Below are 22,331 nucleotides of genomic sequence, written 5' to 3' on the forward strand. Positions count from 1 at the left end.
TGCTTCATTGTTCAGTCACAGGCTGTTAATATCGAGTTGAAATTTCTAAGTGATCAAACCGCTATGCAAGAGTCTATTGAACAATACATGCAAACGGTAGGACAGCAAGCACGCACAGCATCACGTGTGCTCGCAGGGGCTTCTACCCAGACTAAAAATAATGCCTTATCAGCAATTTATACTGCTTTACAAAACAGTGAAACTGCAATTTTGGCAGCTAACCAAGTGGATATGACCAAAGCGCATAACAACAACTTGGATAGTGCTCTACTTGATCGCTTAGAACTTACCCCCACACGCTTTAAAGGCATGCTTCAAGGTCTAAAAGATGTAATCGCACTCACTGACCCGATTGGCGAAATTACCGATATGGCCTTTCGTCCGACAGGTATTCAGCTGGGCAAAATGCGCGTGCCGCTAGGTGTTGTCGGCATGATTTATGAATCTCGCCCGAATGTAACGCTTGAAGCCGCATCTTTAGCGCTTAAATCAGGTAACGCGATTATTTTACGTGGTGGTTCTGAAGCTTTGGAATCTAACCAAGCAATTGCGGCAGCGATTCAACATGGCTTAACTGCTGCAGGTGTACCTGAGCATGCCGTTCAAGTGCTTAATACCCCAGACCGTGCTGCGGTTGGCCAATTAATTACTATGCCTGAATATGTCGATGTGATCGTACCTCGTGGTGGCAAAGGCTTAATCGAACGTATCACCAATGAAGCACGTGTGCCTGTTATCAAACATCTTGATGGTAACTGCCATGTTTTTGTGGAAGCTCAGGCTGATTTGCAAAAAGCATTACCTATTGCGCTTAATGCCAAAACACACCGTTATGGCGTATGTAATGCCATGGAAACCTTGCTCGTCGATGAAAATGTCGCTGAAGAGTTTTTACCACGCATTGCTGAACTTTATGCTGAGAAAAAAGTTGAACTTCGTGGCTGTGCTGAAACCCAGCGCATTTTGGGTGAATCGATTGTTCCTGCAACTGAAGAAGATTGGTACACCGAATACTTAGGCCCGATTTTGGCAGTGAAAGTCGTTACTGGCCTAGATGAAGCGATCGAGCACATCAACAAATATGGCTCACACCATACCGACTCGATCATTACCGAAAACTTTAGTCTGGCTCGTCAGTTCTTGGCGCGTGTAGATTCGAGTTCAGTGATGATCAATGCCTCAACGCGTTTTGCGGATGGGTTTGAATATGGTCTTGGTGCTGAGATTGGTATTTCAACCGATAAAATCCATGCACGCGGACCAGTCGGTCTAGAAGGTCTAACTTCTCAAAAATGGATTGTGTTTGGTGATGGTCAAATTCGCCAATAACACCCAATAAGACAATGAAAGCTGTGCTTTTCTGATTAAAGGCACAGCTTTTTTTATGGCGATTTAAAAAACTAGACCCAGGGTTCACATATTGAAATATAAGCCTGCAAACACACAGGATATAGAATCGAAAACAGATTTTTTGACAATTAAATGCTTAAGAAGAATAAGAAAAGTTCAAATTACCTGCTTTTTGCAACAATTTGAGGATTACAGCGCAGCAACCGCATGTTATGTTCTATGTATATCCCTTAAATCGTATAAATTTTGAGGATTATTTTATTAATAAATGAAAACTATGAACTGATAAATTTTAATTATTATTGTGCTCAGGGTCGATAGTGCTTAAGTCTAATCTCCTAAAGTCTATCTAGGACGATAAAAAAACCCATGATAAAACATCATCACAGATCTAAATTGCATCAATCAATACAACTGCAATCAGATCAATATTATGGATAAGTATTTCAATTAGAATTCGGGTATTTAAACGTGTCTACATCAGTATTAGTAATTAACTGCGGATCTTCTTCTATCAAATATGCGTTAGTTTCTGAGCGCCGTGAAGATCGTATTTTTGGTCTAGCCGAGAACCTAGGTTCTGCTGATGCACGTATTAAAGGGGTCACTACAGGTGGTGATGCGCTTGAGCTGTCTATTCCATATGCTGACCATGAAAAAGCCCTCGAAACTATTTTAGAGCGTTTGGCTCACCATAATCCTCAAGCGATTGGTCACCGCGTTGTTCACGGCGGTACATTAACCAAAGCTGAGCTATTAACACCAGAAATTATTGAACGTATTCGTGAAGCAACTCCACTTGCTCCATTGCATAACCCGGCTCACTTGGTGGGTATCGAAGCAACCATGCGTTTGTTCCCTGAACTTCCGCAAGTAGCCGTATTTGACACTGCATTCCACCAAACCATGCCGTCTCATGCATACCGCTATGCTTTACCAAAATTCTTGTACACACAGCATAACGTGCGTCGTTATGGCTTCCACGGTACAAGCCATGCCTACGTATCTGAGCGTGGCTCAATGTTGGCAGGCAGCTTTAAACAAGGTGGCTGGTTAACTGCTCACTTAGGCAATGGTAGCTCGACTTGTGCGATTTGGAATGGTCAATCTGTAGATACGTCAATGGGTCTAACACCTCTTGAAGGTGTGGTCATGGGCACACGTAGTGGTGATGTTGACCCAAGTATTCACAGCTTCCTTGCGAGCAACTTAGGTTGGGATATCTACAAAATCGACAAAATGCTGAACAGCCAATCAGGCCTACTCGGTTTGTCTGATCTTTCAAATGACATGCGTACATTGATCGAAGCATCGGAACAAGGCAACGAAGATGCCGCGCTTGCCATTGAAGTATTCTGCTACCGTTTAGCAAAATCTTTAGCAGGTCTCAGCTGTGGTCTACCACGTATTGACGGTTTATTCTTTACCGGTGGTATTGGTGAAAATTCTGCCTACATTCGTGAAAAAACGGTTTCATACTTACCACACTTTGGTTTCAACCTGAGTAAAGAATTAAATGACAACCTAAAACGCGGTACGGAAGGTCGTATTGACCACGGTACTGGCCCACAAATTTGGGTTGTTCCTACCGATGAAGAAGGCCGTATTGCCAAAGAAACTGAGCATGTTGTAGACGAGGTGACAGCGTCTGCTACAAAAAAGCCTGATGCTGAAGCTGCGATTGCATAAGCAATCGCATCAGCCCCTTCGCCTTCAATATTAATTTTTAGCTTTAATTTAGACACCGTATGAAAACAATTTTACTCGTGCCAACTGGGGAAGGTGTAGGTTTAACATCTGCATGCTTAGGTTTAATTTATGCTTTGGAATGCCAAGGGGTCAAAGCAGGTTTTCTGAAACCATTTTCACAGGAAAATGTCGCAGATACTGTAGACCGTACAACGGCTCTTTATCGTCATTTATTTAATAATGAAACGGTAGAACCCATTCACCATGCCACCATCGTGAAACAACTCAGTCATGATGAAAGTGATGAACTGCTCGAAGAAGCGGTTCGTTTGCACCGTGAAATTGCAAAAAAGCATGACCTAATTATTGTTGAAGGCTTGGTTCCAAACAGCCGAGATAACTTTGCCTCAGAACTGAATGCGACTTTAGCAAAAGCACTCGATGCCAAAGTGATTATTGTCAGCACAGCAGATATTCAAAATGCCACGAAAACGGCTGAGAAAATTGACAGTTCACTACGCCAATTTGGTGGTGCGGCATCTGAACGTACTGCGGGTGTTTTGTTTATGCGCACACGTGGCTTGCCAGAAGAGTCTGCGCAAATTCCTGTCACACTTGATCCAAATCTGCGTTTAATTAGTGACACCAATAAATTTGTACTCGAATTACAACAAAGTAATCCGCAAATTGGTTCTACACAGCTACCTGTTATTGGCCTCGTTCCATTTAGTAATACGCTCAGCGTACCGCGCATGTCTGACTTGGCGACGCATATTCAAGCGGAATGGATCAACCAAGGCGATGCCGCTCATCGCCGCGTACTACATAGCAGCCTAGTTGCATCGAATATTGAACATGAACTTCACAAATTTGTGGCAGGCGAACTGATTATCAGCGCCTCTGACCGTATTGATGTGTTGTTGGCTTCTAGCCTTGCAAGTAGCAATGGTATTCCACTTGCCGGTTTAGTTTTGACTGAACACCATCAACCGAACCCACAAGTTTTGGATTTCTGCCAAACTGCGATTAAGCAAGGCTTACCGATTTTACATACGCCTTTAAGCACTTTTGAAACGGCACAACAACTTTCAAATTTAGGCAATGAAATTCCTGTCGATGACGTAGAACGTGCAGAACAAGTGACCCGCTTTGTTTCAAGCCACATCAATGCTGAATGGATTACTGAAGTATTAAATGGTTCATATCAACCACGCTTGTCCCCTTCTGCATTCCGTCATGAATTGGTACAAAAATCTATTGCTGCGAAAAAACGAATTGTTCTACCTGAAGGTGATGAACCACGCACCATTCAGGCGGCTGCCATTTGTCAATCACGTGGCATTGCACACTGTATTTTATTGGCAAAACCTGAAGCCGTGATTGAAGTTGCAAAAGCACGTAATATCGAACTTCCACATGATTTGGAAATTATTGATCCAGATCTGATTCGTGAAAACTATGTGCCTAAAATGGTTGAGCTGCGTAAAGGCAAACTCAATGATCTACAAGCACGCGAACAGCTACAAGACACCGTGGTTTTAGGCACCATGATGCTTGCACTCGATCAGGTGGATGGCTTAGTCTCAGGCGCAGTACATACTACGGCGAATACTGTACGTCCTGCATTCCAATTGATTAAGACCGCACCTGATTATTCATTGGTTTCTTCAGTATTCTTTATGCTGTTACCGGATGAAGTCTATGTATATGGTGACTGTGCAATTAATCCAGATCCAAATGCAGAACAGCTTGCAGAGATTGCGATTCAATCTGCAGATTCAGCAAAAGCCTTTGGTATTGACCCACGTATTGCGATGATTTCATATTCAACAGGTACTTCTGGTGCAGGCGCAGATGTCGAGAAAGTGGCTGAAGCAACACGTATTGCCAAAGAACGTCGTCCAGATTTACTCATTGATGGCCCGCTTCAATACGATGCTGCATCGGTGGAAAGTGTGGGACGCTCTAAAGCACCTGACTCGAAAGTGGCTGGTCGTGCCAATGTATTTATTTTCCCAGACTTAAATACAGGTAATACAACCTATAAAGCAGTTCAACGTTCTGCAAATGTAGTCAGTGTTGGCCCAATGCTGCAAGGTTTAAACAAGCCTGTAAATGACTTGTCTCGTGGCGCATTGGTCGATGACATCGTGTTTACCATTGCATTAACGGCGATTCAATCCGAACAACAAGAAGCTTAATTTTAGTTTCGAGTTCTTAACCACCCTTTCGAAAGACTGGGTGGTTTTTTGTTTTGTATAACTGCCATTATGTTGAAAAGACTCAGAATTAGTAGAAATTTCTTTTAAATTCTATGGCTGAATTTTGAGTATTTGGTACATGACCAATAATGTATTCATTCTTCGCTTGAAAAAAGAAATCAAAGCTCTGACTCATCAGTGAATCTTGCTGGCTTTGCTTTTTGTAAATCGGAGCGATACGGTTAAGATAGTAATTGATCCATTCTGCTTGATTAGAAAACGCTGCATAGTCTTTTAAATCTGTATATAGATTCTGTAGATCTGTGGAAATTAATTCAATATTGGGGTCAAACATCCATACTGTGATATCCATTGGTTCAATCTCTGTGAATGTAAGAGGTTGTGCACTATCAAAACGCTCTATCTTATAAAGTTGAGCTCCATTTTCACTATAGCTACTACAAAGAAGTTTGGTATTCTCGACCTGATAGTGATTTTTCCCTATTTCTAATTCTCTGATTTGTTTTGATATTTCTAAGCATTGAGGTAGTTTATGAATATTTGAATACGCTAGTTGTTTGAAAAGAACTATGGACCGATGTATTACATAGCTCTCTCCTGTTCCAATAATAATTCCATTATCCCAAGTATGAAGTTTTAATGTATAACATTCGTTAAAGCTGTCTATTTTTTCCTCACTTATGACAACCACTTTTTTATCTGCTGTAACAACGATGCTATCCTTCAGTTGAAGGGCAATGATGAAAGTCATATCTAAATTAAAAAATTTTGAAATATTCGTTTTATATATTAAGTCAATTTCGAGCTTAATTTTTGAATTTAATAAAAACAGGTAATATATGGCTGGTGGTTCTCAAATCATACTAAATAAGAATGGGATTACATTGATTACACCTGCAAAATTTGAGGCTAAAGCAGGGCAACACATCTTTAAAAGTGGGGCTGAAGTAGGTGTAAATCTTAAAGGGTTACCAGCTTACGAAGCTTATAACGAAAAATTTCAGATGTTATTACCCTCTGGTGAGCCCTTGAAAAATGCTGATTATAAAATCTCAAACGGGTCTGATGAGTTGACAGCTATAGCTGATAATAAAGGGCGCTCTAAACGAGTGAACTCCTTACAAGAAGAAAGCTTAAAGCTGGATTTGAATTGGATGAAGTTAGAAGCTGAACCGAATGATGGGGATGAATAGTGGGAAGTTTAGATTGGGAAGGTAATACAAATACAACAGAAAACAGCTGTAAAACCGCACAGTGTGATTGCTTAACTTTTTGGGAAATACAACAACAAGAAGCTCTGATACGCCTATCTAATTTAAAAGATAAAAGAAAAAATTTACATAAATTAGAGCCTGGATATGAAGCTAGGGCGAGACGTATTGCTTCAGTTTATGCCAATATTTATCTAGAAAAAGAAAAACATGGAAACAAGGATTTGGTTGGCCGTTACTATTGGATGGGCTTAGGTGCATTTGCTTCAAAAACCGTAGCTGCCATTTTTAAACATGGTTTAACTACATGGGGGTATAAATGGATTCCACTAGGGGTAATTCGTGATCCTGTACATACTTTTGCAAAAGGTAACTTATGGTTATTTATGGATATTGCACCTTGGCATTATGCTTGGAGCATGTCTTCAACCTCTTTCAATCAATGCCGAATTCAACGTGATGTTTCCAAATTCACTCATATTAAGGAAGAAGTTATAAACGTTCCTTGGTCAAGTTGTTTACCCATAATTAAACACTTAAAAAGCACTCCAGAAATTAAAAGTGCTTTTGAATATCTACCTAAAATTGAAAAAGTATTTATAAAAAAGAATGTATCAAGACAAAATAGATTTAAGTTGTCTAGTAAAAATCTTTTCGATCACCTCATGGTGGTTGCAGTACAAGAGCAAAGAAATATTTTACAAGAATTAGTATGGAAAGACTGGAAGGTACAAGCTCAAGCAACGGTGCAAAGCTTTACTCGCTTACCTGATAGTACCTTAGTCCTGTCGAGCGATTACTTCGTTGAAAGTGTTAAATCTGTTAGAAAATCGAAAAGTATTCTGCCGAGTTCTTATAATATCAAAAGCATGGAAAGAGAATATCAGGGGCGACACGCAGGTGTACTCGATAAGGTACCAGAAACAGTATACAGCGAACCATTAGCAAACACTAAAGTCGCCAATTATGACAGCCGTATGGAGTGGATTACGGAAGCAGCAAAAAAATATCATCGGTTAATGCTTAGTGATATAGGGCGATCATTCTTAGAAAAAGAACTCGCAATCATTGCAGGATGGGGCAATAGTAAAGCTGATTTTAAAGTTGGTAAGGACAGTAATGATGGAAAAATTTAGGTCCTATTTCAATTTTTTCTTCGTCGTCATATTCGGCTTCCTCCTTTTAGGTTGTCAACCTAATACAAAAAATACAGAGAACAATGCAATGAATCAGCAACCTTATTTAATACATTTTGGTCCACAAGGTTTTAAAGATTTTGCTCAATATAATCAAGGGGAGGTTGATAACCATCCTGTAGCGAGTTTTACATCTCTTCGCTTCTCAGCACCGAACCTTGGTCAAATTAAGATTGAAAATGGTGCAAATAGCCTACTGATTGATCACGTTTTTAATGTTTTAGGAACATCTTTTCATAAAGAAGAAGGTATTGAAGGTATAGATATTGATGCTGGCTTAAACAAAGAAGAGTTTGTACGTCCTGAACAAGCCTATGAGGCTTATGTTGCTTTAATGAAGCGACTGAATGAGGCAAGATGGAAAAATTATTTCTATCGTTTTTCTGCACGAATAGCAAAGGAAGATAATATTCGATACCTAATGCAATCAGGTGATGTCATTGACCCGGCTTATATATTTACTGATGAAGAATGGAAAAAAATAATTAATAACGTTACAGGAAACTCGATAGGCTATCGGTTATATGCCAATGGTATCCTTTTAAATCTAAGTATAAAACAAACTCAAAAAAATGAAGATGGTAAAGAACAATATATAGTTCGTTATGCTTTCAATACGATTCGTTATGATGAAAGAAATTCAATGGATGATTCAGAGAATAATATTGATACTTACAAAATGACGTCAAAAGAGTTAGAACAAGCATTTACAAATGAGCTGATAAGAAATAAAAAATCAAGAGAAATTGATGAAAAAGAAGTTATAGTACAAGGCTACCATATCGATGAAAATTATGAAGATCCTGATGTTTGGCAATATGTTAAATAATCAAATGTTGTCGCGTTTAGACTCAATTTTAAAGCACTTTTACACAAAATTGATCATTGAAACTAAAGATTTGAAGATTTGAAGATTTGAAGATTTGAAGATTTGAAGATTTGAAGATTTGAAGATTTGAAGATTTGAAGATTTGAAGATTTGAAGATTTGAAGATTTGAAGATTTGAAGATTTGAAGATTTGAAGAAGAATATTATTTTTATAAAATTTAAAGCAAAAAAAGAAGATAAAGCTTTAGGCTTGATCTTCTTGTTGACCGTAGAACCAAGTTGCTGCGATAAACAGAGAAAAACCAATAACTGACAACACTGGAGTAACCATATATTTCACACTCTAACTTTGATGACGTCATTATGTAAAAGTTTTATGACAGTTATATGACAAATACGAAATATTTAAAAATAACAAATATCATTTATTTTCAACAATTTAAAAATAAAAACATATCTCCCCCTCTAGTTTTGTGACAAATATTTCATGAAATATGACAGTTAAAACGTCATTTTCAGGCCATTTATGACAGCGAAACATGGCACTGTTTAAGCCTATTAAACTTTCGGCCAAAGATTAAGCGAAATACCCACACAACTGTGTTTTTGTCTTATAATTTAGCCCGCTAGCTATCAGCCCGCTCAAGAGATATTTGTATGACAATTATTATCAAGCAAGATGACTTGATCACATCGGTAAAAGATGCGCTTCAGTTCATTTCTTACTATCACCCACAGGACTTCATCCAAGCGATGAGCCGTGCGTATGACCGTGAAGAAAACAAAGCCGCAAAAGACGCGATTGCACAAATTTTAATTAACTCTCGTATGTGTGCAGAAGGCCATCGTCCTATCTGTCAAGATACGGGTATTGTGAACGTATTTCTTGAAGTGGGCTTAGACGTTAAATTTGATTTAACCATGAGCCTAGACGATGCAATTAACGAAGGTGTACGTCAAGGTTATCTTGAAAACTCAAACATTCTTCGTGCATCAGTATTAGCTGATCCTGCTTTTGGTCGTAAAAATACCAAAGACAACACCCCTGCTGTAATTCACTACAAACTCGTTCCGGGTAATAAAGTTGATATTACTGTTGCTGCTAAGGGTGGCGGTTCAGAAAACAAATCTAAACTTGCAATGCTTAACCCTTCTGACTCTATCGTAGATTGGGTACTTAAAACTGTTCCAACAATGGGTGCAGGTTGGTGTCCTCCTGGTATGCTCGGTATCGGTATTGGTGGTACTGCTGAAAAAGCCATGATGCTTGCAAAAGAAGCATTGATGGAAGAAATCAACATGGACGAATTACTTCGTCGTGGCCCACAAAACCAAATCGAAGAACTTCGTATCGAAATCTTCGAAAAAGTAAATGCTTTAGGTATTGGTGCTCAAGGTCTTGGCGGTTTAACGACTGTTCTTGATATCAAAATCAAAGACTACCCATGTCATGCTGCGGGTAAACCAGTAGGTATGATTCCTAACTGTGCTGCAACTCGTCATGCACATTTCCAATTAGACGGTTCAGGTGTAGCACATATTCAAGCGCCTAGCCTTGAAGACTACCCTGCGGTAACTTGGGATTCATCAACGTCTAAACGTGTTGACTTAGATAACATCACTCAAGAAGAAATGAACTCTTGGCAACTGGGTGACACACTACTTCTTAACGGTACAATCTATACAGGTCGTGACGCTGCGCACAAACGTATGGTTGACATGTTAAACAAAGGTGAAGAACTTCCAGTTGACCTAAAAGGTAAATTTATTTACTACGTTGGCCCTGTTGATCCAGTCGGTGACGAAGTTGTTGGTCCAGCTGGCCCAACAACTGCAACACGTATGGATAAGTTCACACGTCAAGTGCTTGAAGCAACTGGCATGTTCGGTATGATTGGTAAAGCGGATCGTGGTCCTGCTGCTGTTGAAGCAATCAAAGACAACAAAGCAACTTACCTCATGGCTGTTGGTGGTGCTGCTTACTTAGTATCGAAAGCGATTCGTGAAGCTGAAGTTGTAGCATTTGCTGACTTAGGTATGGAAGCGATCTACAAATTTGTTGTAAAAGACATGCCGGTATCTGTAGCTGTTGACGTAAATGGTACTTCTGTTCACGCAACTGCACCAAAAATCTGGCAAGCAAAAATTGGTAAAATCCCAGTAGTTGATGCTGCTGCGAACTAATTTCGCCACGTTCAAGATCAAAAAAAAGCACCCCATCGGGTGCTTTTTTATTGTCAATATTTAGACTGTCTGTCGAATGACATTCGCTATTTAATGCTTTCACACACTCAAAAACACGAGCTAATTACATTACCAAGTTAATGGATTCCACAGTTTAAAAGGCTTGGTCAACTGCACATCTTCCGCAGGATCATAATGAGGTGCTTTCAACTTCTGCGCAATTTTCCGCACTTTTCCAGTGTTTTGATCTTCTGCCACAAAGTTAAAACTGTTGGATTTCAACTCTGTAAATGCGATTTCATTTCGACCAATTTTTTCAGGCATGAGCAGCAATGGCCCTGAAACCGTTCTTTTACTGGATAAATTCTCTTCATCATATTTAATGAAGTAAGTTTGACCTGCTTCAACATCAAAGTCTAAATATTTAGGTTTTTGAAAATGATTCACCCCCAAAGGGCGACTCGATGATAAGCGGTAATTCCCCGCAGGTAACTCCACCCAGTAATAATGATTATTCAATAAACTTGGAATACGCTCACTGTTCAGAAATAAGCTGCTGGCCACAATTTCTTGACGATTCCATTTACTGTCTGGACGATATAAATACACAATCGCTGCTTGATCATGCTGAGCTTTCACTTCTTGAAAATGTCGGCCTTGTTTCTGATTGACCCAACCACCAATGGTAAACATACCCAATCGATATTGCTCAATATGACCCGGTGTACTTTCAGGATCCACAGGCTTTAATGTCGAAGCCAATGACGTTTGCTCAACGGCTGATTTTCCATGACAACCCAGCAGCGCTACACTGCTTAAAAGTAGAATTGCAACTCCACGCATGATTATCCCTCACTGCGTCTTTTTTTATTTTTACACTTTTGTTTTCAGTTTTTTACATTCAGGCATCCACGCCATCCTGCTGAGATTAACATTCTGCTTTTATTTTTGGAAATAAAAAACGTGTGCAAATCTTGGATTTACACACGTTTCAGACGAATAGCGCTTAAGCAGATTTAGAGTTCACAACTTTTAAATCTGACTTCGGTGCAGCTTCTTCAGTTTTCTTTGGTTGACGTTCTGATTTAAATTCAGGTTCCGCTTCACCATTAATCACCGCTTCATTGACGACAACCGTACCCACATCTGAACGACTTGGTAGGTCATACATCGTTTCAAGCAATGAATTTTCTAAAATCGAACGTAGACCACGTGCACCCGTATTACGGTCAAGGGCTTTTTTAGCCACGGCACGCAATGCTGAGTCTTCAAATACGAGGTCAACATTTTCCATTTCAAATAAATATTGGTACTGACGTGTCAATGCATTTTTTGGTTCAGTCAGAATCTGCATCAATGCTTCTTCGTCGAGTTCTTCCAAGGTAGCAATGACAGGTAAACGACCAATAAATTCAGGAATCAGACCGAATTTAACCAAATCTGTCGCTTCAACTTGGCGGAATAAGTCAGATAGTTTTTTAGTTTCATCTTTCTTACGCACTTCAGCTGTAAAGCCAATACCACCTTTTTCCTGACGCTGCTGTACGATTTTCTCTAGACCAGAGAATGCGCCACCACAGATAAACAGGATGTTTGAAGTATCAATTTGAATAAATTCTTGCTGCGGATGCTTACGACCACCTTGAGGCGGAATCGACGCAACCGTACCTTCGATCATTTTCAATAACGCTTGCTGAACACCTTCACCCGATACATCACGAGTGATTGATGGGTTTTCAGACTTACGGGTAATTTTGTCGATTTCATCGATATAGATAATGCCTTTTTGCGCTTTTTCTACATCGTAATCGGCTTTTTGAAGGAGTTTTTGAACAATGTTCTCAACGTCTTCACCCACATAACCAGCTTCAGTTAAAGTCGTTGCATCTGCCATCGCAAATGGCACATCTAAAAGACGCGCAAGTGTCTGAGCAAGCAGTGTTTTACCTGAGCCTGTTGGTCCAACCAACATGATGTTACTTTTCGAAATCTCTACACCGTCTTCTGGTTTTTTACCACTGTTGCCAACTTTTAGGCGTTTATAGTGGTTGTATACCGCAACAGAGAGGGTCTTTTTCGCAACATCTTGACCAATCACATATTGGTCAAGCGCAGCACGGATTTCATGCGGTTTTGGTAAAGGACGAGTTGCCCAGTCATTTGATTCAACTTGCTGACTGGTCTGAACTAGGTCAAGACATACGTCCACACACTCATTACAGATGTACGTGTCCTCACCTGCAATCAGTTTCCCGACTTCAGACTGCGTTTTACCGCAAAATGAACAATGCTTTTGTCCTTGAGGATGTTCGGACATATTCACTCCAATAATTAATTCTTTAAAACTTATGGGCGTTTAGATAAAACTTCGTCCACAAGACCGTATTCTTTCGCAGCTTGCGCTGTCATAAAGTTGTCACGGTCAGTATCTCGAGCAACAGTTTCGTAGTCTTGACCACTATGCTCTGCCATTAAACGATTTAAACGTTCTTTGATGAATAGAATTTCACGTGCATGAATTTCAATGTCAGATGCCTGACCACGGAAACCACCGAGTGGTTGGTGAATCATGACACGGGCATTTTCAAGACAGTAACGTTTGCCTTTAGCACCGGCATTAAGCAGGAATGCACCCATCGATGCTGCTTGCCCCATGCAGTAAGTCACAACATCAGGTTTAATAAATTGCATGGTATCGTAAATCGCCATACCTGCAGTAACCGAACCGCCTGGTGAGTTGATATATAAATGAATATCTTTATCTGGGTTTTCTGCTTCTAAGAACAACATTTGGGCAACAATCAAATTTGCCATGTTGTCTTCAACTTCACCGGTTAAAAAAATCACACGTTCACGCAAAAGGCGTGAATAAATATCAAAAGAACGCTCGCCACGAGATGACTGTTCTACCACCATTGGCACTAGTGCGTTTTCAATTGTTGGAACATACATACGTTATTTATTCCTAAATTTTTCTGACTCAACCCATAATTCACAATATGAGGGATATTTGTCGAAATTGCAAAAGATTCCCAATTAAATAACAGATATTTTTTTCATAAGCATTGTGAAATCAGGACAACTTATTTGGGGGCAAATTTCGATAAAAAAAGGCGCTTAATGCGCCTTTTTTTGAAAGCTAGAAATTAGCCTTGTTGACGAGCTTGTTGCTCTTTCAATAAGTCTTCATAGCTCACAGTTGTATCAGTTACTTTAGCAGAAGCTAAGATGTGATCTACAACTTGGTCTTCTAGAATAACAGCTTCGATTTGAGCGCGTTGCTGTTTATCGTTGTTGAAGTATTCAATCACTTCTTTAGGATCTTCGTAAGAAGAAGCCATGTCTTCGATGTAAGCATCAACACGTTCAGCATCAACTTCAAGTTTAGCTTCAGCCAATACTTTGCTGACTAATACGCCAAGTTTAACTGATTTTTCAGCTTGCTCTTTGAATAGGTCATCTGGAAGCATGCTTGAATCAAACGCTTTAGCGCCTTGAGCACCAAACTGTTGAGTGAATTGTTGGATCATTTGTTGACGTTGACGGTCAATTTCTTGAGCAACCATTGCTTCTGGAAGTTCTACTTCGTTTGCAGCTACAAGCGCATCAAAAGTTGCACCTTTCACTTGGTTACGAAGACCGTTTTTCACTTCACGTTCCATGTTTTTACGCACGTCAGCTTTCAGCTTTTCAACGCCTTCTTCTTCAGTTAGACCGAAGATTTTTAAGAATTCAGCATCAACTTCTGGAAGTTTTTGTTTTTCAACAAGCTTAACAGTGATTTTGAATTGAGCAGCTTTACCAGCAAGGTTTTCAGCTTGGTAGTCTTCAGGGAAAGTTACATCGATAACTTTCTCTTCGCCTTTCTTCATACCAACGATGCCGTCTTCGAAGCCAGGGATCATACGACCAGAACCAAGAACGAGTTTAAAGTCTTCAGCAGCGCCGCCTTCAAACTTCTCGCCATCAACAGTACCTTCAAAGTCGAAAGTTACTTGCATGTCTTTTTTAGCCATGCCTTTAGTTTCAACCCATGAAGCGCGTTGTTTTTGAAGATTTTCAATCATCTTCTCAACGTCTTTGTCGTCAACTGAAGTTGTTTTACGTTCAACTTCTAGACCTTCGAACTTAACTTCAACTTCTGGATAAACTTCTACAGTTGCTTCATAAACTAAAGCATCATCTTTCATTTCAGTTTTTTCAATGTTTGGCATACCAACAGCATTGATTTTTTCTTGTTGGATCGCTTCGAATACTGTGTCACGAATGATGTCGTTTACAACTTCTTGATAGATACCAGCACCGTATTCACGACGAACAACGTTTACAGGTACTTTACCTGGACGGAAGCCGTTGATCTTCACAGTTTTGGCAGTGCGTTTCAAGCGAGCTTCAAACTGCTCGTTAATACGGCTCGTCGGTACAGATACATTTAAACGACGGGCAACGCCCGAAACCGCTTCAGAAGTTACTTGCATGGCTTCCTCGATAATTTGTTAGTTAAAACAGTTTTAAAAAAAAGTGCCACATTATATGACAACAATTAAAGATATACAAAAATGGATTATAACACTATAAATTCAGGCATGGATGCCCTCTTATTTTTAGAATTTTTCAGCTTTTTTCGAAGAAATATTGATTATTTTTTAATTCACCATTGAAAATGAGAAACTTTCTCACTATTATTCTTAATGATATTTTTTTAATTTATTTTCATATATTTATCTTGTACATATTTGGTATTCTTTTATGAGTAAATTTAATCTCAACCCTCTTTCCGCTGCTTTATTTGGGGCAATTGTAACTACTACGAGTTTCGCACATGCTGAAACGACTGAATCTCAAGCTCAACAGATGGAAACCATTGTTGTTTCTGCAGCGGGCTTTGAACAAAAGATCAAGAATGCTCCTGCTTCAATTACCGTGATTACGGCTGAAGACTTAAAAAATAAATGTATTACATCAGTAGCAGATGCCCTAAGTGATGTAGAAGGTGTCGATATTAGCCCTACAGCAGGGAAAACCGGCGGATTAAATATTCGTATTCGTGGTATGGACGCCGAATATACCTTGGTTTTAATTGATGGCCGCCGACAAAATAGTACAGGTGACATTGCCCCTAATGGATTTGGTGAGTCGAATAATAGTTTTATTCCGCCCGTTTCGGCTATCCAACGCATCGAAGTCATCCGCGGACCAGCTTCTACTTTATATGGTTCTGATGCAATTGGTGGTGTGGTCAATATCATTACCAAAAAAGTTTCACCTGAATGGACTGGTTCGGTCACGCTAGAAGGGACAGTACTGCCAAATCACTCAGACTTTGGTAACCAACGCGCTGTCGATGCATTTTTAACAGGGCCAATCATTCAAGATTTATTGGGCTTACAAATCCGTGCACGTAAAGCGGAACGTGATCAATCAGATTTAATACGTAGTGATGACGATGATACTGGTGCTGAACTTAGTGGCGGAAATAGCCCAACTAAATCAGATCTAGAAACTATCGGTGCTCGCTTAACCCTGACACCGCACAGCGACCATGATATTTCAGTTGAATATGAAAAAACTGAACAATGGTATGACAATAGCAAAGGTCAATTAGGGACGCTTGGCGCAAACGGTGGTTATGGTGATGCTCAAGAATATAACCGTGAGAAAATGATCCTCGCACATACTTGGAATAATGCTATTGGCAAACTTGAGTCAAGTATTATCAATACTCAAACAGAAACGGTTGGACGTTTAATTCCTGCACGTGCACAAGGAATGTCAACAGCCATCACTCCTCGTGTGTTAGAAAGTGAAGATACGATTTTTGATACTAAATTTACCACTCAACATTTTGAAGACCACCGTATTACTCTAGGCGGTCAATGGTGGGAAGCCAGTATCAGTGATGGTTTGCGTGTAAAAAAAGAAGTTTCTTTTGAGCAATTGGGTCTATTCGCCGAAGATACTTGGTCGCTGAACGACAATCTTGCATTAACACTTGGTCTTCGTTATGACGACCACGATACGTTTGGTGACTTTTGGACACCACGTGCATATTTGGTATGGAATGCAAATGAAAACTGGACCTTCAAAGGCGGATATAGTGAAGGTTATAAAGCCCCACGTTTAGAACGTTTAACTGATGGTGTGGTCAATGTCAGTGGTCAGGGTCGTACACCAACTTTTGGCAACCCAAATCTAAAACCTGAAACCAGCAAGAACTTTGAGTTTGGTACATACTTTTCTACCAATAATAATTTTGACTTCAACGTAACAGCTTTCTTTAGCCAAATTGAAGATAAAATTATGACGGGCAATAAAGAAATTAGCTGTAATACTGATAACACAACAACTTCGGGTATTAATTGGTCTAAAGCGGACTGTGAAGCATTCATGGCGTCGGTGGGAACGCCGTGGGTGATGGATTATAACCGTGGCACACCAGATTCATGGAATGTGACTCGTCCTGTGAATGCCGAAGAAGCTGAAGTTTATGGTATTGAAGCCGGTTTAAACTGGGCATTTGCCGACAATTGGAAATTTGGTCTGAACTACACTTGGACTGAAACTGAAATTAAAGATAGTAGTTTAGGTAATCCTGTACTTAATGACACACCAGAACATATGGTCAATGCTTCACTTAAATGGCAAGCTGCTGACTTTGTGAATTTATGGGCGCGTGGTGAGTATCGAAGTGAACGTGCACGCTTCACATCAACTTATGACAATCTCACGACAGCTAATCAACAAGTGTATGACGCTTTAGGTAACTACAAAGAATATGCGCTATTACATGTGGGTTCAAACTTTAATGTCACCCCAAATTGGGATATTGGGGTTGCTCTGTACAATGTCTTTGATAAAAACTTTAACGATTACGAGAAAGTCGCGGATAGCTATTACAACCATTATAGCAATACTCAGGAAGGCCGCCGTTTACAATTAAGTACAACCTTTAAATTCTAAATAACCGCATAATAAAAAACCTGCTTCGGCAGGTTTTTTTGCACTAACAATTACGATTACTTCTTATTTAATTCACAATCATGTCTATATTTATAATCTCAATTAAACATAAAAAAACAATACATTTTATCAATATTCAAATAAAACATAGCCTTAATTAATACTTGTTATATCATTACATTAAATAGGGCTATCACGATACGATTATTTATCGCCATTTACAATTACATAAAGATGTAAGAAAAAATAAGAATCATTATTATTCGCATACAAATTCACTATTCCAAATCGGGTTCGAAATGGCCTTCATTAAAACACGTAAGAAAATTGTTTCTTCAGCAATTGCTTCATCACTTTCAATCATTGCAGGCAATGTAATGGCTGAAGAAAAAGCTGTCCAACTCGAGACGATTAATCAAACTGTAAATAAAGAGAATTATAAAGTAGAAAAAGCGTCTTCAGATAAGTTTACGCAATCTCAACTAAATACGACTCAGACTATGGCCATTATCCCTGAGAAAGTATTAAAAGAACAAAATGCAACGACCCTAACAGAAGCACTTCGAAACGTTCCTGGTGTCGGCACATTCTCCCTAGGTGAAAACGGACGAATGAATACTGGTGATGCTGTTACCATGCGTGGATTTGATACAGCAAATAGTATCTTCATCGATGGAGTACGTGACTTGGGTAACGTTACTCGAGACATGTTTAATTACGAACAAATTGAAGTATTTAAAGGCCCTGTTGGTACAGATAATGGTCGTACAGCTGCCTCAGGTTCAATTAATTTATCAACAAAAGAAGCAAAACTTCAAGACGCTAACAATGCAACTCTTGGTTTCGGCTCAGATGAATATTACCGAGCAACTGCGGATATTAATAAAGCAATAAACGATACAACGGCCATCCGTTTTAATGCCATGGGTGAAAACTCAGACGGTATTGGTCGTGACGGTGTTGAAAATGAAAAATGGGCTGCTGCACTTTCAGCAGGCTTTGGTTTAGGCACAGATCTTCGCTTTTTCTTAGACTATCTACATATTGAACAAGACAATGTCTTGGATGGTGGTATCCCAACTGTAGGTTTACCAGGGTTTGATGCAAATAAAAGTACGAATGCAAGTATTAAAAGTCTTGCGCCATATCTAAATAGCCATAAAGTTGATACTTCAAATTATTATGGTGCACCTGAAGATTTTGATGATGTCACTGCGGACATGGCAACTGCTCGTTTAGAGTATGATTTATCAGAAAATACGAAAATCAAAAATACTTCTCGTTGGGGCAAAACAGAGCATCAATATTTAACGACATTCTCAGGTAATGCCTTCACTACAACGTCAACTGACCTGAATGATCCTACTGCGATGCGCGTTTCAGGCAATGCAAATAATAGTGATACTGAAAATGAAATTATAACTAACCAAACTAGCTTGGTTACAAGTTTCAATACAGGTCGCTTAAAACATGATGTCAGTACAGGGGTTGAATTTACACGTGAAGAAATGAAAACACGTGGTTGGACTGCTACGGTTACCGGTACAAGTTCATTGTATAACCCACAAGGCACTGTACATACCGCTTTAGTCAGAAATACCAATGGTAATGGTGATTCTGAAGCTCAAATGGATACCTACTCTATTTTTGCCTTCGATACTATTGAAATTTCACCACAATTTTCTGTGAATGGTGGCGTTCGTCTAGATCGTTATAAACTTGATGCCGATACATTTGTGAATACGGCTGCTTCAGGTCAACCGGCAAATTATGTTGCACAAAGCTTTAAAGATGACGGCAACCTATTCAACTGGAAAGTTGGGGCACTATATAAACCAACTGAAAACGGTAGCTTGTATGCTAACTACGCCATCCAACAACAAGCACCGGGTACTATTACAGGTGGTGACGGTATTGGTAATGCCAATGCATTTGCCCCATCTGGTTCAGCGAGCAGCAATAACAACTTAGATCTTGATCCTCAAGAAATTGAAACCATTGAAGTTGGTGCTAAATGGGAATTTTTTGACAACCGTTTACTCTTAACAGGTGCACTTTTCCAAACTGAACTCACAAATGAGTTGGAAAAAGATGGTGAAGAATACTACCAAACTGGTGAAAAATCAGTTAAAGGTGTTGAACTTGGCGTGATTGGTAACTTAAATGACAATTGGCAAGTTATTGCTGGTTATACACATCAAAAAACAGACATTAAAAATGTAACCCAAGCTGCGAGTAACCAGCAAGTTTCAGCAGATGGTTCAAGTAATATGCCATTTACGCCTTCTGATGCATTCACATTGTGGACGACCTACAATATGGATAAATGGAGCATTGGTAGCGGCGCGCGTTACAATGGTGAAATGACTAAAAACAAAGATGGCAATCAGGTCGGTCCTGCTGTCATCCCTGACTACTGGGTATTTGACTCAATGGTTAGTTACCAAGCAACACCAAATGTAGGGATTCAATTCAACATCAACAATTTATTTGATGAAGACTACATTAACAGCATCAACCGTGGTGGATTACGTTACATCGCAGGTGCTGAACGTAACTATCGCTTAACATTTAATTTTAAGTTCTAAATTAAATATTCTAAAAAAAGCCTTAATCTTGTATTAAGGCTTTTTTATTTATGCTTATCTTATGTAGATTTGATTAAAATTAGATTAAGGTTAAATTATGCTTCTTCATGTCCCTCATGTCCTTTCAAAGCAACACGTTCAAAGCATCAGACAAGCGATGAACCAAGATAATCAGTGGGTTTCAGGAAAAAGTTCGGCCGGAGCACAAGCTCAAAACATCAAAAAAAATTTACAAATCAATTCAAACAGTCAGCTCTATCAGCAGTTAAGTCAGCAAGTATTACCGCAAATTAAAGAAAGTCTGCTCATTCAATCTTTTGCATTACCTAAAGAAATCTTGCCTCCGCTTTTCAATTGCTACCAAGATACCGGTCACTACGGTAATCATGTCGATAATGCAATCCATTACTATCATGAAAAAAATATAACTGTGCGTACAGATGTCTCAATGACCATTTTTTTATCAGAACCCGATGAATATGAAGGTGGTGAACTGATCATTGAGGATACTTATGGTGAACATGAAGTTAAGTTAGATGCTGGCGATGCAATTATTTATCCAGCGACCAGTCTACATCGTGTTGAACCTGTGACTTCAGGCTCCCGTATAGCAGCTTGTACTTGGGTACAAAGCATGGTCAAAGATGATTGGCAAAGAAGCATGCTTTTTAATTTAGATCAGACCATTATGCAATTACGACAAAATTTAGGCGATAGCAAAGAAATATTACAACTGACGAATCACTACCATAATCTTTTACGTCAATGGGCAGTTCTATGAGTCAACATTCTCCATTGCAACCACTGACTCAGATTCCTGCTCATTTACAAACCATTGCCGATTACGAAAAACAGGCTGAACTGCACCTGTCACACATGGTGTGGCAATACCTACAAGGTGGTTCTATGGATGAACACAGTGTACGTGGCAATTTGTCTCAGTTTGAACAGATACAACTTCTACCACGTATGCTCAGAGATCTGACCCAAGGTCATACCCAAATTGAGATATTAGGACAGCGCTTTCCGCACCCTATTTTTGTTGCCCCGATCGGACATCAACAACAATTTCATCCTGATGCTGAAGCTGCAACAGCCCTCGCCGCCGAAGTCCTTGGCAGCAATATGATCCTCAGTACGTTTACCAATACAGATATGCGTGAGTTAAAGCAGGGCAATCCATTCAAATGGTTCCAATTGTATTGGCAAGGTGAGCGCGAAAAGTCATTATCACTGGTCAAAATGGCAGAAGCACATGGTTTTAAAGCGATTGTGGTGACCGTTGATTCTCCACATTCAGGAATTCGTGACCGAGAGAGACATGCGTTTTTTGAACTTCCTAAGTATGAACCTCAGCCTCATCATTTTATTCAACAACCTCAAAGCAAGCAAAATGAACACCCATTATTTCAAGGTCTGATGAAAATCGCGCCGACATGGGCGGATATCCTTTGGCTCAGTCAAAACACCTCATTACCGATTATTTTAAAGGGCATTGTCAGTCCACATGATGCTGAACTTGCCCTGCAACACGGTGTACAAGGCATTATTGTGTCGAATCATGGTGGGCGCGTACTGGACGGTTGCATTTCCCCTCTCACCGCCTTAGAACTGATTAAAAAAGTTGTGCCTCTGGATTTCCCAGTTTTATATGATGGTGGTATTCGTCGTGGTTCAGATGTATTTAAAGCGATAGCCTTGGGTGCATCTGCCGTATTAGTCGGCCGTCCCTGCATTTATGGTTTAGCTACAGCGGGTGCTTTAGGCGTTGCACATGTACTCAAAATACTGAAAGAAGAATTTGAGATTACGATGGCATTGATGGGAACAGCCACCGTCGATGAGATTAATAAAGATTATATTTTTCAAAAAAGCTAATTTTATAGAAAAATATTTTCCAGTAATGGCATCTTGACGCAAAAATAGGAAATTATTTCCGGAATATATGGACTAATATTTAGTTATACATTTACGAGCTTACGGTAAAGCTAAGTCATGTGAATCTTTACAGATTTATTTCGACTTTCGACTAAAGACTCCGAAATTAAACTTGTAAATTGCTAGAATAGACACAATCTATATAAGTAGTACCTTGCCGTTTA

General features: G+C 39.5%; 16 protein-coding genes. 11 read left to right on the forward strand and 5 right to left on the reverse strand.

Annotation, left to right across the window (positions count from 1 at the left end; translation table 11 throughout):
* The first annotated feature begins 63 nt into the window (after positions 1–63).
* The 3 genes from FTV11_RS01840 to pta all read left to right on the forward strand — a co-directional run bounded on the left by FTV11_RS01840 (position 64) and on the right by pta (position 5,240).
* On the forward strand, positions 64–1,329 hold the full coding sequence (locus FTV11_RS01840; protein WP_078189652.1) for a glutamate-5-semialdehyde dehydrogenase: 1,266 nt from the start codon (positions 64–66) through the stop codon (positions 1,327–1,329).
* A gap of 492 nt (positions 1,330–1,821) precedes the next feature.
* Complete coding sequence (locus FTV11_RS01845; RefSeq protein WP_180026008.1) at positions 1,822–3,039, forward strand: acetate/propionate family kinase; 1,218 nt, start codon at positions 1,822–1,824, stop codon at positions 3,037–3,039.
* Between the two features lie 59 nt (positions 3,040–3,098).
* A complete protein-coding gene (gene pta, locus FTV11_RS01850) occupies positions 3,099–5,240 on the forward strand; it encodes a phosphate acetyltransferase (RefSeq protein ID WP_180004548.1) in 2,142 nt (713 codons plus the stop codon).
* Between the two features lie 88 nt (positions 5,241–5,328).
* On the opposite strand, the gene FTV11_RS01855 is transcribed toward pta, so the two are convergent.
* Positions 5,329–6,012, reverse strand: a complete 684-nt coding sequence (locus FTV11_RS01855) for a hypothetical protein (protein WP_180050478.1) — start codon at positions 6,010–6,012, stop codon at positions 5,329–5,331.
* A gap of 88 nt (positions 6,013–6,100) precedes the next feature.
* Between FTV11_RS01855 and FTV11_RS01860 the strand changes: the two genes are divergently transcribed.
* The 4 genes from FTV11_RS01860 to FTV11_RS01875 all read left to right on the forward strand — a co-directional run bounded on the left by FTV11_RS01860 (position 6,101) and on the right by FTV11_RS01875 (position 10,681).
* Positions 6,101–6,454 carry a DUF2345 domain-containing protein gene (locus tag FTV11_RS01860; RefSeq protein ID WP_168378404.1) on the forward strand — a complete coding sequence of 118 codons (354 nt, stop codon included), beginning with the start codon at positions 6,101–6,103 and terminating at the stop codon, positions 6,452–6,454.
* On the forward strand, positions 6,451–7,608 hold the full coding sequence (locus FTV11_RS01865; RefSeq protein WP_180073309.1) for a DUF2515 family protein: 1,158 nt from the start codon (positions 6,451–6,453) through the stop codon (positions 7,606–7,608). The genes FTV11_RS01860 and FTV11_RS01865 overlap by 4 nt, the downstream gene beginning before the upstream one ends.
* Positions 7,592–8,497, forward strand: a complete 906-nt coding sequence (locus FTV11_RS01870) for a hypothetical protein (RefSeq protein WP_180073285.1) — start codon at positions 7,592–7,594, stop codon at positions 8,495–8,497. The genes FTV11_RS01865 and FTV11_RS01870 overlap by 17 nt, the downstream gene beginning before the upstream one ends.
* Positions 8,498–9,154: 657 nt before the next feature.
* Positions 9,155–10,681, forward strand: coding sequence for a fumarate hydratase (locus FTV11_RS01875; RefSeq protein WP_180073286.1), 1,527 nt, complete (start codon positions 9,155–9,157; stop codon positions 10,679–10,681).
* A gap of 129 nt (positions 10,682–10,810) precedes the next feature.
* On the opposite strand, the gene FTV11_RS01880 is transcribed toward FTV11_RS01875, so the two are convergent.
* From FTV11_RS01880 to tig, 4 genes are all read right to left on the reverse strand, one after another.
* On the reverse strand, positions 10,811–11,524 hold the full coding sequence (locus FTV11_RS01880; protein WP_180073287.1) for a DUF2846 domain-containing protein: 714 nt from the start codon (positions 11,522–11,524) through the stop codon (positions 10,811–10,813).
* A gap of 163 nt (positions 11,525–11,687) precedes the next feature.
* A complete protein-coding gene (gene clpX, locus FTV11_RS01885) occupies positions 11,688–12,998 on the reverse strand; it encodes an ATP-dependent protease ATP-binding subunit ClpX (RefSeq protein WP_180073288.1) in 1,311 nt (436 codons plus the stop codon).
* A 29-nt stretch (positions 12,999–13,027) separates the two neighbouring features.
* Positions 13,028–13,633, reverse strand: coding sequence for an ATP-dependent Clp endopeptidase proteolytic subunit ClpP (clpP, locus tag FTV11_RS01890; protein WP_078192707.1), 606 nt, complete (start codon positions 13,631–13,633; stop codon positions 13,028–13,030).
* A 194-nt stretch (positions 13,634–13,827) separates the two neighbouring features.
* Complete coding sequence (gene tig, locus FTV11_RS01895) at positions 13,828–15,159, reverse strand: trigger factor (RefSeq protein WP_180073289.1); 1,332 nt, start codon at positions 15,157–15,159, stop codon at positions 13,828–13,830.
* Positions 15,160–15,430: 271 nt separating this feature from the next.
* On the opposite strand from tig, the gene FTV11_RS01900 reads away from it, so the two are divergent.
* The 4 genes from FTV11_RS01900 to FTV11_RS01915 all read left to right on the forward strand — a co-directional run bounded on the left by FTV11_RS01900 (position 15,431) and on the right by FTV11_RS01915 (position 22,107).
* Positions 15,431–17,641 carry a TonB-dependent receptor domain-containing protein gene (locus tag FTV11_RS01900; RefSeq protein ID WP_180073290.1) on the forward strand — a complete coding sequence of 737 codons (2,211 nt, stop codon included), beginning with the start codon at positions 15,431–15,433 and terminating at the stop codon, positions 17,639–17,641.
* A 299-nt stretch (positions 17,642–17,940) separates the two neighbouring features.
* Positions 17,941–20,229 carry a catecholate siderophore receptor Fiu gene (locus FTV11_RS01905; protein WP_180073291.1) on the forward strand — a complete coding sequence of 763 codons (2,289 nt, stop codon included), beginning with the start codon at positions 17,941–17,943 and terminating at the stop codon, positions 20,227–20,229.
* 97 nt (positions 20,230–20,326) lie between these two features.
* Positions 20,327–21,010, forward strand: coding sequence for a Fe2+-dependent dioxygenase (locus tag FTV11_RS01910; protein ID WP_180007181.1), 684 nt, complete (start codon positions 20,327–20,329; stop codon positions 21,008–21,010).
* Entirely contained in the window at positions 21,007–22,107 is a 1,101-nt protein-coding gene (locus tag FTV11_RS01915) for an alpha-hydroxy acid oxidase (protein ID WP_180007180.1), read from the forward strand. Before FTV11_RS01910 ends, FTV11_RS01915 begins: the two co-directional genes overlap by 4 nt.
* The last annotated feature ends 224 nt before the right edge of the window (positions 22,108–22,331 follow it).

The organism is Acinetobacter sp. YH12231 (genome assembly GCF_013417755.1).
Classification (GTDB): domain Bacteria; phylum Pseudomonadota; class Gammaproteobacteria; order Pseudomonadales; family Moraxellaceae; genus Acinetobacter; species Acinetobacter amyesii.

Bases quoted from the DNA above. Each gene is read 5' to 3' on its own strand.
- clpX (WP_180073288.1), bottom strand. From the start codon at position 12,998: ATGTCCGAACATCCTCAAGGACAAAAGCATTGTTCATTTTGCGGTAAA.
- FTV11_RS01840 (WP_078189652.1), top strand. From the start codon at position 64: ATGCAAGAGTCTATTGAACAATACATGCAAACGGTAGGACAGCAAGCA.
- FTV11_RS01855 (WP_180050478.1), bottom strand. From the start codon at position 6,012: ATGACTTTCATCATTGCCCTTCAACTGAAGGATAGCATCGTTGTTACA.
- tig (WP_180073289.1), bottom strand. From the start codon at position 15,159: ATGCAAGTAACTTCTGAAGCGGTTTCGGGCGTTGCCCGTCGTTTAAAT.
- FTV11_RS01875 (WP_180073286.1), top strand. From the start codon at position 9,155: ATGACAATTATTATCAAGCAAGATGACTTGATCACATCGGTAAAAGAT.
- clpP (WP_078192707.1), bottom strand. From the start codon at position 13,633: ATGTATGTTCCAACAATTGAAAACGCACTAGTGCCAATGGTGGTAGAA.
- FTV11_RS01860 (WP_168378404.1), top strand. From the start codon at position 6,101: ATGGCTGGTGGTTCTCAAATCATACTAAATAAGAATGGGATTACATTG.
- FTV11_RS01900 (WP_180073290.1), top strand. From the start codon at position 15,431: ATGAGTAAATTTAATCTCAACCCTCTTTCCGCTGCTTTATTTGGGGCA.
- FTV11_RS01880 (WP_180073287.1), bottom strand. From the start codon at position 11,524: ATGCGTGGAGTTGCAATTCTACTTTTAAGCAGTGTAGCGCTGCTGGGT.
- FTV11_RS01910 (WP_180007181.1), top strand. From the start codon at position 20,327: ATGCTTCTTCATGTCCCTCATGTCCTTTCAAAGCAACACGTTCAAAGC.
- pta (WP_180004548.1), top strand. From the start codon at position 3,099: ATGAAAACAATTTTACTCGTGCCAACTGGGGAAGGTGTAGGTTTAACA.
- FTV11_RS01905 (WP_180073291.1), top strand. From the start codon at position 17,941: ATGGCCTTCATTAAAACACGTAAGAAAATTGTTTCTTCAGCAATTGCT.
- FTV11_RS01870 (WP_180073285.1), top strand. From the start codon at position 7,592: ATGATGGAAAAATTTAGGTCCTATTTCAATTTTTTCTTCGTCGTCATA.
- FTV11_RS01915 (WP_180007180.1), top strand. From the start codon at position 21,007: ATGAGTCAACATTCTCCATTGCAACCACTGACTCAGATTCCTGCTCAT.